Origin of the sequence: Variovorax sp. NFACC27 (assembly GCF_048301545.1) — a bacterium.
GTDB lineage: Bacteria > Pseudomonadota > Gammaproteobacteria > Burkholderiales > Burkholderiaceae_C > Variovorax > Variovorax gossypii.
In genome coordinates this window covers 4,809,858-4,822,656 of the sequence record NZ_CP157613.1, presented here as the reverse complement: position 1 = coordinate 4,822,656, position 12,799 = coordinate 4,809,858, and the positions used below count along the sequence as shown (strand labels likewise).

11 protein-coding genes are annotated in these 12,799 nt (G+C 67.6%); 4 read left to right on the top strand and 7 right to left on the bottom strand.

The genetic code is table 11. From position 1 onward, the window contains the following. Window positions 1-5: 5 nt before the first annotated feature. The 4 genes from ftsH (at window position 6) to ABL840_RS22570 (ending at window position 4,694) form a co-directional block, all read left to right on the top strand. Complete coding sequence (ftsH, locus tag ABL840_RS22585; protein WP_093202302.1) at window positions 6-1,922, top strand: ATP-dependent zinc metalloprotease FtsH; 1,917 nt, start codon at window positions 6-8, stop codon at window positions 1,920-1,922. A gap of 125 nt (window positions 1,923-2,047) precedes the next feature. Then, entirely contained in the window at window positions 2,048-2,866 is an 819-nt protein-coding gene (gene folP, locus ABL840_RS22580; RefSeq protein WP_093306444.1) for a dihydropteroate synthase, read from the top strand. Then, window positions 2,863-4,200 carry a phosphoglucosamine mutase gene (gene glmM / locus ABL840_RS22575; RefSeq protein WP_093306399.1) on the top strand — a complete coding sequence of 446 codons (1,338 nt, stop codon included), beginning with the start codon at window positions 2,863-2,865 and terminating at the stop codon, window positions 4,198-4,200. The genes folP and glmM overlap by 4 nt, the downstream gene beginning before the upstream one ends. After that, window positions 4,197-4,694 (top strand): GNAT family N-acetyltransferase, encoded by a 498-nt coding sequence (locus ABL840_RS22570; RefSeq protein ID WP_093306401.1) that lies wholly within the window; start codon window positions 4,197-4,199, stop codon window positions 4,692-4,694. The genes glmM and ABL840_RS22570 overlap by 4 nt, the downstream gene beginning before the upstream one ends. A 102-nt stretch (window positions 4,695-4,796) precedes the next feature. Here the strand turns inward: ABL840_RS22570 and ABL840_RS22565 are convergent, their stop codons facing one another. From ABL840_RS22565 to ABL840_RS22535, 7 genes are all read right to left on the bottom strand, one after another. Then, the gene (locus ABL840_RS22565) at window positions 4,797-6,068 is read right to left on the bottom strand and encodes an acyl-CoA dehydrogenase family protein (protein WP_093306403.1); all 1,272 of its coding nucleotides are present in this window, start codon (window positions 6,066-6,068) and stop codon (window positions 4,797-4,799) included. Window positions 6,069-6,095: 27 nt separating this feature from the next. Continuing rightward, the gene (locus tag ABL840_RS22560; protein WP_093306405.1) at window positions 6,096-7,202 is read right to left on the bottom strand and encodes a phosphotransferase; all 1,107 of its coding nucleotides are present in this window, start codon (window positions 7,200-7,202) and stop codon (window positions 6,096-6,098) included. Between the two features lie 45 nt (window positions 7,203-7,247). Then, entirely contained in the window at window positions 7,248-7,967 is a 720-nt protein-coding gene (locus ABL840_RS22555; RefSeq protein WP_093202289.1) for a Crp/Fnr family transcriptional regulator, read from the bottom strand. An 89-nt stretch (window positions 7,968-8,056) separates the two neighbouring features. Next, window positions 8,057-8,839 carry an oxepin-CoA hydrolase, alternative type gene (locus ABL840_RS22550; RefSeq protein WP_093306407.1) on the bottom strand — a complete coding sequence of 261 codons (783 nt, stop codon included), beginning with the start codon at window positions 8,837-8,839 and terminating at the stop codon, window positions 8,057-8,059. Window positions 8,840-8,869: 30 nt separating this feature from the next. After that, window positions 8,870-10,390: a 3-hydroxyacyl-CoA dehydrogenase gene (locus ABL840_RS22545; protein ID WP_093306408.1), complete on the bottom strand. Its 1,521-nt coding sequence runs from the start codon at window positions 10,388-10,390 to the stop codon at window positions 8,870-8,872. Window positions 10,391-10,540: 150 nt separating this feature from the next. Then, complete coding sequence (locus tag ABL840_RS22540) at window positions 10,541-11,698, bottom strand: MFS transporter (protein ID WP_093306410.1); 1,158 nt, start codon at window positions 11,696-11,698, stop codon at window positions 10,541-10,543. Beyond that, window positions 11,695-12,702, bottom strand: coding sequence for a D-2-hydroxyacid dehydrogenase family protein (locus ABL840_RS22535; protein WP_093202278.1), 1,008 nt, complete (start codon window positions 12,700-12,702; stop codon window positions 11,695-11,697). Before ABL840_RS22535 ends, ABL840_RS22540 begins: the two co-directional genes overlap by 4 nt. Window positions 12,703-12,799: the final 97 nt, after the last annotated feature.

Here is a 12,799-nt window from a genome sequence, read left to right as displayed (position 1 = left end):
TTCGTTTGAACAATCAGTGGTTTTCCAAAGTTGCCGTATGGCTCGTCATTGCCATGGTGTTGTTCACTGTGTTCAAGCAGTTCGACACCCGCGGTGGCGTCGGCTCGGGGACAGTCAGCTACTCCGAGTTTCTGGACCAGGTCCGGAACAACCAGATCAAGAGCGCCGTCATTCCTGAAGGCGCCGCCGGCGGCGAGATCGTCGCCGTCACCAACGACGATCGCAAGATCCGCACGACCGCCACGGTCCTCGACCGCGGCCTCGTGGGCGACCTGATCGACCACAACGTCAAGTTCGACGTCAAGCCGCGCGAAGAAAGCTCCCTGCTCATGACCCTGCTGGTCAGCTGGGGCCCGATGCTGCTGCTGATCGGCGTCTGGATCTACTTCATGCGACAGATGCAGGGCGGCGGCAAGGGCGGGGCGTTCAGCTTCGGCAAGAGCAAGGCCCGCATGATGGACGAGAACAACAACACGGTCACCTTCGCCGACGTCGCGGGCTGCGACGAGGCCAAGGAAGAAGTCCGCGAAGTCGTCGACTTCCTGAAGGACCCGCAGCGCTTCCAGAAGCTCGGCGGCCGCATTCCGCGCGGCCTGCTGCTGGTCGGCCCTCCCGGCACCGGCAAGACGCTGCTGGCCAAGTCGATCGCCGGCGAGGCCAAGGTGCCTTTCTTCTCGATTTCTGGCTCCGACTTCGTCGAAATGTTCGTCGGCGTGGGCGCTGCCCGTGTCCGCGACATGTTCGAGAACGCCAAGAAGAACGCTCCCTGCATCATCTTCATCGACGAAATCGACGCGGTGGGCCGCCAGCGCGGCGCCGGCCTCGGCGGCGGCAACGACGAACGCGAGCAGACGCTCAACCAGATGCTGGTCGAGATGGACGGCTTCGAAACCAACCTCGGCGTGATCGTGGTGGCTGCCACCAACCGCCCCGACATCTTGGACGCGGCCCTGCTGCGCCCCGGCCGCTTCGACCGCCAGGTCTACGTGACGCTGCCCGACATCCGCGGCCGCGAGCAGATCCTCGGCGTGCACATGCGCAAGGTCCCGCTGGGCCAGGACGTGAACCCGAGCGTGATCGCCCGCGGCACGCCCGGCATGTCCGGCGCCGACCTGGCCAACCTCTGCAACGAAGCCGCCCTGATGGCTGCCCGCCGCAATGCGCGCGTGGTCGAGATGCAGGACTTCGAGAAGGCCAAGGACAAGATCTTCATGGGCCCCGAGCGCAAGAGCATGGTCATGCCCGAGGAGGAGCGTCGCAACACGGCCTACCACGAGTCCGGCCACGCCCTCATCGGCAAGCTGCTGCCCAAGTGCGACCCGGTCCACAAGGTCACGATCATTCCTCGCGGCCGCGCCCTCGGCGTGACCATGAGCCTGCCCGCGCAGGACCGCTACAGCTACGACCGCGAGTACATGCTGAACCAGATCAGCATGCTGTTCGGCGGCCGCATCGCCGAGGAAGTGTTCATGCACCAGATGACCACCGGCGCCAGCAACGACTTCGAGCGTGCCACCAATTTGGCGCGAGACATGGTCATGAAGTACGGCATGAGCGATGCGCTCGGCCCGATGGTCTACGCCGAGAACGAAGGCGAAGTGTTCCTGGGCCGCTCGGTCACCAAGACCACGAACATGAGCGAGCAGACCATGGAGAAGGTCGACTCCGAAGTCCGCCGCATCATCGACGAGCAGTACGCCCTGGCGCGCCGCCTGATCGAGGAGAACAGCGACAAGATGCACGCCATGGCCAAGGCACTGCTCGAATGGGAAACCATCGACACCGAGCAGCTCGACGACATCATGGCCGGCCGCGCGCCCCGTCCGCCCAAGGACTGGACGCCGCGCGTTCCGCCTTCGGGCAGTGGTGGCAGCGGCGGCACGCCCGCCGTGTCGACCGACCCGGCGCCCAACGCAGCGTGAGCGCGAGCCAGGCGTCAAACCACAACGGGGCCTCTGGCCCCGTTTTCGATGGCGGGCATGCGGCTGCCGGTGCCGCCTTCTGGCAGACCTCCCGCTTCCGCATCGACCTCGCGCAGCCGCGCGTGATGGGCATCGTCAACGTCACGCCCGATTCCTTCTCGGACGGCGGCGCCCACGCCTCCACCGAAACCGCGCTGCGCCACTGCGAGCAACTGCTGAAGGAGGGCGCCGACATCCTCGACATCGGCGGCGAATCGACCCGCCCCGGCAGCCCCGCTGTGCCGCTCGAAGCCGAGCTGGCGCGGGTGGTGCCGGTGGTGCGCGAGGCGGTGAAGCTGAACGTGCCGATCTCCATCGACACCTACAAGCCCGAAGTCATGCGCGCCGTGCTCGACCTGGGCGCGGACATCGTCAACGACATCTGGGCGCTGCGCCAGCCAGGCGCGCGCGAGGCCGTCGCGGTGCACCCTTCGTGCGGCATCTGCCTGATGCACATGCATCGCGATCCGCAGACCATGCAGGCCGTGCCCATGGCCGGCGACGTGATTCCCGAAGTGCTGTCGTTCCTCTCGGCCCAGGTGCAACTCCTGCGCGAGATGGGAGTCGATCCCTCGCGCATCACGCTCGACCCCGGCGTGGGCTTCGGCAAGACGGTGGCGCAGAATTTCGCCTTGCTCGCGCGGCAGCGCGAACTGCTTGCCGGCGGCTATCCGCTGCTGCTGGGCTGGTCGCGCAAGTCGTCGATCGGCGCGGTCACCGGCATCGAGGTGGCGGGTGAACGCATCGTGCCCAGCGTCGCCGCGGCGGTGCTGGCGGTGGACAGGGGAGCAGCCGTGGTGCGCGTGCACGACGTGCGCGACACCGTCGCGGCACTCGCGGTATGGCGCGCCATGAAGGCGCAAGAGTCACAACAACAAACACAAGAGCAGACAGGATCAACATGACCCGCAAATATTTCGGTACCGACGGCATCCGCGGCACGGTGGGCCAGGCGCCCATCACGCCCGACTTCGTCCTGCGCCTCGCGCATGCCGTGGGCCGCGTGCTCAAGAAGACACAGTCGCGTCCGACGGTGCTCATCGGCAAGGACACGCGCATCTCGGGCTACATGCTCGAATCCGCGCTCGAATCGGGCTTCAACTCGGCTGGCGTCGATGTCGTGCTGCTGGGCCCGCTGCCGACGCCTGGCGTGGCCTACCTCACGCGCGCCCAGCGTGCGAGCCTCGGCGTGGTGATCAGCGCGAGCCACAATGCCTACCCCGACAACGGCATCAAGTTCTTCAGCGCGCAGGGCACCAAGCTCGACGACGCCTGGGAGCTGGCCGTAGAAGCCGCGTTGGAAGAAGACCCTGTGTGGGTCGATTCCGCCAACCTGGGCAAGGCCCGCCGCCTCAACGACGCGCCCGGCCGTTACATCGAGTTCTGCAAGAGCACCTTCGCCAACGACCTGACGCTGCGCGACATGAAGCTGGTGGTCGACGCCGCGCACGGCGCGGCCTACCAGGTGGCGCCCAACGTGTTCCACGAGCTGGGCGCGGAAGTGACGAGCATCGGCGTTTCGCCCGACGGACTGAACATCAACAAGGGGTTCGGCGCCACGCATCCCGAGGCGCTGATCGCCGCGGTCACGGCGCAGAAGGCCGACTACGGGATCGCCCTCGACGGCGACGCCGACCGCCTGCAATTGGTCGACGCCAGCGGGCGCCTCTTCAACGGCGACGAACTGCTCTACCTCATGGTGTCCGAACGCATCGCGCGCGGCGACAAGCCGGTGGGCGTGGTCGGCACGCTCATGACCAACAAGGCCGTCGAGATGGCCTTGCGCAAGCAGGGCATCGAGTTCGTGCGCGCCAAGGTCGGCGACCGCTACGTGCTCGAAGAACTCGACAAGCGCGGCTGGCTGCTCGGCGGCGAGGGCTCCGGCCACCTGCTGGCGCTCGACCGCCATACCACCGGCGACGGCATCGTGAGCGCGCTGCAGGTGCTGCAGGCCTGCGTGCGCAGCGGCAAGACGGTGGCGCAGCTGCTCGAAGGCGTCACGCTGTTCCCGCAGACCCTGATCAACGTGCGCCTCGCGCCCGATCAGGACTGGAAGGCCAACAAGGCGCTGGCCAGCGAAACCACTCGCATCGAAGCCGAGCTCGGCGATGCAGGCCGTGTGCTGATCCGTGCGAGCGGTACCGAGCCGCTGGTGCGCGTGATGGTCGAGGCGCGCGATGCGAAGCAGGCCGAATCCTGCGCAAAGCGCCTCGCGGCTACGTTGGAGCCCGCGCGATGACGGCCGCCTCGGCGCAGATCGAGGTCTTCATCGCCGACTACCGCAACGCCGCACATGCGGCCGCGCTGGTCGGCCTGCTCGATGCCTATGCCAGCGACCCGGCCGGCGGCGGCAAGCCGCTCGATGCCGCCGTGCGCGAGAGCCTGCCGGCGGCACTGGCCGCGCGTCCCCAGGCCTTCAGTGTGCTGGCGTATGACGGCGGGCAGCCCGTCGGGCTGATCAACTGCATCGAGGGCTTCTCGACCTTCGCAGCCAGGCCGCTGGTGAACGTGCACGACGTGGTGGTGCTGCCCAGCCATCGAGGGCAACGCGTGGCGCAGAAGATGTTCGCGCGGGTCGAGGAAGAGGCCCGCAGGCGCGGGGCGTGCAAGCTCACGCTCGAGGTGTTGTCGGGCAACGCGCCCGCGCTGCGCGCCTACGAGCGCGAGGGCTTCGCGGGCTACCAGCTCGACCCGACATTCGGCACAGCCGTCTTCCTGCAGAAGAAGCTCTGAGGACAAGGGACCAAAGAAAAAGGGCCGGGGCGAATCATTCGCCGCCGGCCCTTTGTTCGTCGACCCTCTTCAACCTGAAGAGGAGTCGTCGAAACGGGTGGATCAGAAACGCGTCACCGGCATTTCAGCATCGGCCTTGCCCGGTGCGTACTTGCCCAGCTCCCACTTGGCGATCGCATTGCGGTGCACTTCGTCCGGACCGTCCGCGAAGCGCAGCGTGCGTGCGCCGGCATAGGCGGCAGCCAGCGGGAAGTCGTCGCACATGCCGCCACCGCCGTGGACCTGCATGGCCCAGTCGATCACCTGGCAGGCCATCGACGGTGCGACGACCTTGATCATCGCGATCTCGTTCTTCGCGACCTTGTTGCCGGCCACGTCCATCAGCCATGCGGCCTTCAGCGTGAGCAGGCGGGCCATGTCGATCTTGCAGCGAGCTTCGGCGATGCGCTCCTGCGTCACGGTCTGCGAAGCCACGGTCTTGCCGAAGGCCACGCGCGAGGAGGCGCGCTTGCACATCAGCTCCAGCGCGCGCTCGGCCAGGCCGATCAGGCGCATGCAGTGGTGGATGCGTCCGGGGCCAAGGCGGCCCTGGGCGATCTCGAAGCCGCGGCCTTCGCCCAGCAGCATGTTGCTGGCGGGCACGCGCACGTTCTCGAAATACATCTCGACGTGGCCGTGCGGCGCGTCGTCGTAGCCCATCACGTTCAGCGGGCGCACGATGCGGATGCCCTTGGCGTCGGCCGGCACCACGATCATGCTCTGCTGCGAATGGCGCGGTGCCTCGGGGTCGCTCTTGCCCATGGTGATGAAGACCGCGCAGCGTGGGTCGGCCGCGCCCGAGATCCACCACTTGTGGCCGTTGATGACGTACTCGTCGCCCTGGCGCTCGATGCGCGTGGAGATGTTGGTGGCGTCGCTCGAAGCCACTTCGGGCTCGGTCATGGCGAAGGCCGAGCGGATCTGGCCTTCGAGCAGCGGTTTGAGCCAGCGTGCCTTGATCTCTTCCGAGCCGTAGCGCGCGATGGTCTCCATGTTGCCGGTGTCGGGCGCCGAGCAGTTGAAGGCTTCCGAAGCCCATGGCACCCGGCCCATGATCTCGGCCAGCGGGGCGTATTCCTGGTTGGTCAGGCCGGCGCCGTCGTAGCCCGACGCTGCGGCGCTGTCGACCGGCAGGAACAGGTTCCACAGGCCCTGGGTCTTGGCCTTTTCCTTGAGCTTTTCGACCGTCTTGAGCGCGGTCCAGCGCTTGCCGGCGACCGTGTTTGCGGCCAGCTCGGCCGCGTACTCGGCCTCGGCCGGGTAGATGTGGTCGTCCATGAAAGCCTGGACGCGTTTCTGCAGGTCTTTGGTCTTGGCCGAGTATTCGAAATCCATCTTCGTCTCCTGGTGGGGTGGGGCGGCTTATGCCTTTTGGGCAAACTGCCAGGCCATGTCGGCCATGGGGCGGGCGCCGCGGGCCGAAGCCACGGCTTGCTCGCTCGACGCGGTTCCGGCCTCGACCCGCTTGGCAATGCCTTGCAGGATCGCGGCCATGCGGAACAGGTTGTAGGCCTGGTAGAAGTTCCAGTCGGGCGCGAGCGCCTCGGGCGTGCTGATGCGGGTGCGCTCGCAGTAGCGGCGGATGTATTCACTCTCGGTGGGAATGCCCAGCGAGGCGACATCGACGCCGCCGATGCCGCGCCCAGTGCTCGGCGGCATATGCCAGGACATGCAGTGGTAGCTGAAGTCGGCCAGCGGGTGGCCCAGCGTGGAAAGCTCCCAGTCGAGCACCGCGATGATGCGCGGCTCGGTGGCATGGAACATCACGTTGTCGAGGCGGTAGTCGCCGTGGACGATCGACACCTTGCTCTCGTCGCGCGCGCTAGCGGGCATGTGCGCGGGCAGCCAGTCGATCAGCCGCTCCATGGCCTCGATGGGTTGCGAGAGCTCACCCGCGCCGTCGGCCGAAGCCTTGTACTGCTTGCTCCAGCGGCCGATCTGGCGCTCGAAGTAGTTGCCGGGCTTGCCGTAGTCGGCCAGACCGCGGGCGGCGAAGTCGACCGTATGCAGCGCGGCGATCACGCGGTTCATCTCGTCGTAGTGGGCGTCGCGCTCGGCGTTGCTCATGCCGGGCAGCGACTGGTCCCACAGCACGCGGCCCTGCATGAACTCCATGACATAGAAGGCGCGGCCGATGATGCTCTCATCCTCGCACAGGCAGTACATGCGCGGCACCGGCACGTCGGTGCCGGCCAGGCCGCTCATCACCTTGAACTCGCGCTCCACCGCGTGGGCGGAAGGCAGCAGCTTCGCGACCGGGCCCGGCTTGGCGCGCATCACGTAGCTCTGCGTGGGCGTGACCAGCTTGTAGGTCGGGTTCGACTGGCCGCCCTTGAACATCTCGACCGTCAGCGGGCCCTTGAAGCCGTCGAGGTTCTTCCCGAGCCAGGCCGCGAGCGCGTCGACGTCGAAGGCGTGCTGTTGCGAGACGGCACGGGTGCCGATGAAGGAGGAGAAGTCCTGGCTCATGTCGGTATGTCTTGTCTGCCTGGGGTTGTCGTTGTAGTTGTCGTTCTAGCTTTCAGCTTCCGAGACGCGCATCAACGCCGAACGGTCGAGCACCACGAGGCCGCCCGGTTCGATGCGGATGGTGCCCTCGCGCTCCATGGTCTTCAGCTCCTGGTTGACGCGCTGGCGCGAAGCGCCCAGCAACTGCGCCAGTTCTTCCTGCGCCAGTTGCAGGCCGATGCGCATCTGGCTGCCGTCTTCCAGGTTCGGCACGCCGTAGCTGCGCACGAGGTGGATGAGCTGCTTGGCCAGCCGCGCCCGCAGGGGCAGGGTGTTGAGGTCTTCCACCAGCCCGAAGAGCGTGCGGATGCGCCGCGCCTGCAGCCGCATCAGCGCCTCGTACAGCTCCACGTGCGAGGCCAGGATCTTCTGGAAATCGGCGCGTGCCACGCACAGGATGGTGGTGTCGCCATGCGAGTAGGTGTCGTGCGTGCGCCGGTCCCCGTCGAACATCGCCACGTCGCCGAACCAGATGCCCGGTTCCACGTAGGTCAGCGTCACCTGCTTGCCCGAGACGGCCGTCGAACTCACGCGCACCGCGCCTTTGGCGCAGGCAATCCAGTGTTCGGGCGGATCGCCGCGGGCGGCGATCAGGTCGCCGTCCTTGTAGCGTTTGACGAAGGCGCATCGGAGGATGTCGTGCCGCAGCGATGGAGAAAGGGAAGAAAACCAGCGACCACTGTTGATCGCTTCACGTTCTTCGATGGTAAGAATGGGGTCGTCCATTGGTCTGTCCTCTCGGCGACTGGAAAGCTGGTGGGTGTCACGGGAGCGACGCCGTCGGGCGCTACCCGCTTGCTCGGTTGCTGGGCTGTCTATTCGTACTGCGGCGGCTTCTTCTCGAGGAACGCGGCGATGCCGATGCCCGCGTTCGCGTGGTGCAGATTGCGCACGAAGTGGTCGCGCTCCTGCGAGAGCTGCGAGGCCAGCGTGGCGCCCTGGGCCTCGCTCAGCAATTCCTTGATGCTGGCCAGCGAGTTCGGCGCGCGCGCGTTGAGACGGCCGGCCAATGCCAGCGCGCCCGCGAGCGCCTGGCCGCTTTCGGTGAGCTCGTTGACGAGGCCCAGCGCGTGCAGGCGCGGCGCGGCGATGCGCTCGCCGTTCATCAGCCATTCGCTGGCCAGCTGGCGCGGCAGTTGCCGCCCCAGGTGCCAGCTCAGGCCGCCGTCGGGCGATAGCGCCACGTTGCTGTACGAGGCCGCGAAGACCGCGTCGCGCGCCGACACCACGAAATCGCAGGCCAGCGCGAGCGAAAAGCCCGCGCCCGCCGCCGCGCCTTCGACGGCCGCGATGACCGGCTTGGGAAAGGTGCGGATCGAATCGATCCAGTTGTGCAGGCCCTCGATGCTCTCGGCCTGCACCGAGCGGTCGAGCTGCCGGTTGGCCAGCAGGCGTTGCAGCGAGCCGCCGGCGCAGAACCATGAGCCTTCGCCCACGATGACCACGCTGCGGATCTCCGCGCTGTTCTCGGCCTTGTTCAGCGCCTCGATGCCCGCGGCGTAGATGTCGGGGCCCAGCGCGTTGCGCTGGCTGGGGTTGGAGATCGTCAGCACCATGGTGCTGCCCTCGCTCGTACTCTTGAGTTCTGCGGTGCTCATGGCTCGGTTCCGTGCTTTCTTACTCGGTCTTCATTCTTCTTCGTGCAGCAGGCTCAGGCCCAGCGCGCCGCGGCGGCGCAGCCACGGGCTCGGGCGATAGCGCGGGTCGCCGTATACCGTCTGCAGGTTGAACAGCACCTCGAGCATGTTGGTCGGGCCGTAGAGGTTGCCCATGGCGAGCGGGCCGCGCGGATAGCCCAGGCCCAGCTGCACGGCGGTCTCGAGGTCCGCCGGCGTGCATACGCGCTGCTGGCACATGTCGGCGGCGATGTTGACGATGGTGCCGATCACGCGCTGCGTGACGAAGCCGCCGCTGTCGCGGATCACGCTCACGGCCTTGCCGTCGCGCGCGAAGAGGGCGTGCGCCGCGTCGCGGATGTCGCGGCGCGTGGCCGGGTTGGTGGCGAGCACGCGGCGCTTGGTGGCGGCGTCGTCGATCATCATGTCGATGCCGACGGTGCGGGTGGCGTCCAGGCGCTCGACGGCGGCCACCGTGGTCACATCGAAGCCCAGCGGCGCGACCAGGATCAACGATTGCGGCGCGGCCGTGGCGCCGCTGTCGATCTGCGCGCCCAGCGTGTTCACGAGGCGCAGCAGCTCTGCGCGGCGCGCGGCACGCGGCGACACCCAGACCGAGGGCGTGCCCTCGACCACCGGCGCGGGCGCCTCGGGCACCTGCTGCATCACGCCGTCGTTGTAGCGGTAGAAGCCTTCGTTGGTCTTGCGGCCCAGCGCGCCGGCGGCCAGGCGCTGCGCGGTGATCACGCTGGGACGGAAGCGCGGCTCCTCGAAGTACTGGTGGTAGATCGACTCCATCACCGGGTGCGACACGTCGAGCGCCGTCAGGTCCAGCAGCTCGAAGGGGCCGAGGCGGAAGCCGGCCTGGTCCTTGAGGATGCGGTCGACGGTCGCGAAGTCGGCAACGCCTTCGCCGACGATGCGCAGCGCCTCGGTGCCGTAGCCGCGGCCCGCATGGTTGACGATGAAGCCGGGCGTGTCCTGCGCCTGCACGGCGCTGTGGCCCATCTGCGTGGCATAGCCTGCCAGTTGCTTGCAGACCTCGGGGGCGGTCTTGAAGCCCGCGACAACTTCGACCACCTTCATCAGCGGCACCGGGTTGAAGAAGTGGAAGCCGGCGATGCGCCCGGGGTGCTTCAGCCCTGCGGCGATGGCCGTCACCGAGAGGGAAGAGGTGTTGGTGACCAGCGTGGCGGTCTCGGCCACGACGCCTTCGAGTTCGCGGAACAGCTTGCGCTTGACTTCGAGGTCTTCGACGATGGCTTCGACCACCAGGTCGCAGCCGGCCAGCGCCTGGACCGAATCGACCGCCTTCACGCGGGCGATGTACGCGTCGCGCGTGGCGGCGTCGATCTTGTTCTTCTCGTGCAGCTTGTTCCATTGGGCTGAGAGAGCCTCGCGGCCGCGCTCGGCGGCACCCGCGAAGCTGTCGAGCAGCAGCACCTCGCTGCCCGCCTGTGCGGCGATCTGCGCGACGCCGCGCCCCATGGCGCCGGCGCCGACGACGCCGATTCGGGAGTAGTTCACTGTCATTTGCTGGAGATTTTCACTGGTTGGGTGGTATCCGGGCCTGCAGGGCAGGCGTCGACACGGGGGCCGTACGCGCCGGCACCGCGGTCGAAGTCTTCGATTTTGCAGCCCCGCGCGGGCGGGGCGTGACGGGTTTTACGCGGGGGCGCGCTTTCAGGGCGCACGGCGGCTGCGGTCGATGACCATGCTCAGCGAGATGGCGACCAGCACCAGGCCGAGGCCGACCCAGCTCATCCAGGCGCCGGCGTCGTTGGCGAGCAGCCAGCCGCCGAGCGCCGCGCCCACGGCCTGTCCGGTGTAGATGCCGGAGCTGTTGAGCGCCACCGAGCCCGGCGCGAGCGCGGGTGCGAGGCCCACCAGCCGGGCCTGTTGCGCCGAATTCGTGGAGAAGCAGCCCAGGCCCCAAGGCACCAGCACCACCGCCAGCCAGGCGAGCGTGGAGGCCAGCGGCCACAGCAGCAGGCTGGCGGCGATCAGCACCGTCGTGATCAGCACCATGCGGCCGGCACCCACGCGGTCGATGTACCGGCTGACCACCATGTTGCCGACCAGCCCGCAAGCGCCGAAGAGTGCCCACATCACGCTCAGCGTGGTGGCGTCGGCGCCGAAGCTCTGCTTGAGGATCGGGCCGAAGTAGCTGAACAGCACGAACTGGCCGGCGCCCTGCAGCGCCGTGACCGACACGATGCCCATCAGCACGGGGCTGCGTAGCACGCGCGACCATGCGGCGGCCGTCAGCGCTGCGGGGCGGATGCCGTTCGGCAGGGTGAGCCAGACCCATGTCGCACTCGCGACACTGAGCAGTGCGATGGCCGCGAAAGCCATGCGCCAGCCCAGATGCCCGCCGATCAGCGCACCGATGGGCAGGCCCAGCACCGAGGCCATCGACCAGCCGAGAAAGACGAAGGTGACGGCGCGCCCGCGATGCTCGGGCGGCACAAGCAGGCCGGCGCAGGCGGCAGCCTGTGGCGTGAAGATGGCTGGCGCGATCACCGTGAGCATGCGCACCGGCAGCAGTGAGCCGAAGCTCGGCATCAGTGCGCAGAGAACGTGCCCGGCGGCGTACCAGAGCAGGGAGAGGGCCAGCAGTTGTCGGCGGTCCCAGCCTGCGACCGCAGCGGCCAGCAGCGGCGCGCCGATGCACATGACCGCGGCAGCGGCCGTGATGAGTTGTCCCGCCGTGGCGGCCGTGACCGAGAGCGAGGCGCTGATCTCGTTGAGCGTGCCGGGCACGACCATCACGCCCGTGCCGATCACGAAGTTGCCGACGAGCAGCGCCCAGAGCGCACCCCGGGACGCCGGCTGGCTCACCGGCGGACCTGCAGCGCGCCGGGATTCACGATGTTCGTGGGGTTGCCGTTGATGTAGCTCACGACGTTGTCGAAGGCCTGACCGAAGTAGCTCTCGTAGCTTTCCTGCTCGACGTAGCCGATGTGCGGCGTGCAGATGCAGTTTTCGAGGCGCAACAGCGCGTGGCCTTGCAGCGGCGGTTCGCTCTCGAACACGTCGACGGCGGCGAGCCCGGGGCGGCCACGGTTGAGGGCTGCTAGCAGGGCATCTGCCTCGACCAACTCGGCACGCGAGGTATTCACGAACAGGGCGGTCGGCTTCATGCGCGAGAGGTCTTCCAGCGTGATGAGGCCGTTGGTTTCCTCGTTGAGCCGCAGGTGCACCGACAGCACGTCGGCCGCGGCGAAGAACTCGTGGCGGTTCTGCGCAACCTGGAAGCCATCGGAACGCGCCTTGGCACAGCTGGCTTCACGGCCCCAGATCACGACCTGCATGCCGAAGGCCTGCCCGTAGCGCGCGACCAGTTGGCCGATGCGGCCGTAGCCCCAGATGCAAAGCGTCTTGCCCTTGAGCACGGAGCCGATGCCGAAGTTGGGCGGCATCGACGCCGACTTGAGCCCTGACTGCTGCCAGGCACCGTGCTTGAGATTGCTGATGTACTGGGGCAGCCGACGCATGGCGGCCATGATGAGCGCCCAGGTGAGCTCGGCCGGTGCCTGGGGAGAGCCGGAGCCCTCCGCCACGGCCACGCCGCGCTCGGTGCAGGCCGCCACGTCGATGTGCCCGGCAACGCGTCCGGTCTGGGAAATGAGCTTGAGCTTCGGGAGCTTTTCGATCAGCTGGCGCGAGATCTGGGTGCGCTCCCGGATCAGCACGATCACGTCGGCGTCCTTGAGGCGAACCGACAACTGCCCAATGCCTTTCACCGTGTTGGTATAGACCTTGGCCGCGTATGCGTCCAGCTTGGAGGCACAGCGCAGCTTGCGCACGGCGTCCTGGTAATCGTCGAGGATCACAATGTTCATGGCGTGCCATTGTGCCTCGCAGCATTGGAATGTCGCGCCTGCGAACGTTTGGATACCCACCCCGAAGCCGCTCGCAGGGCGGTTCCGGACCCAATAG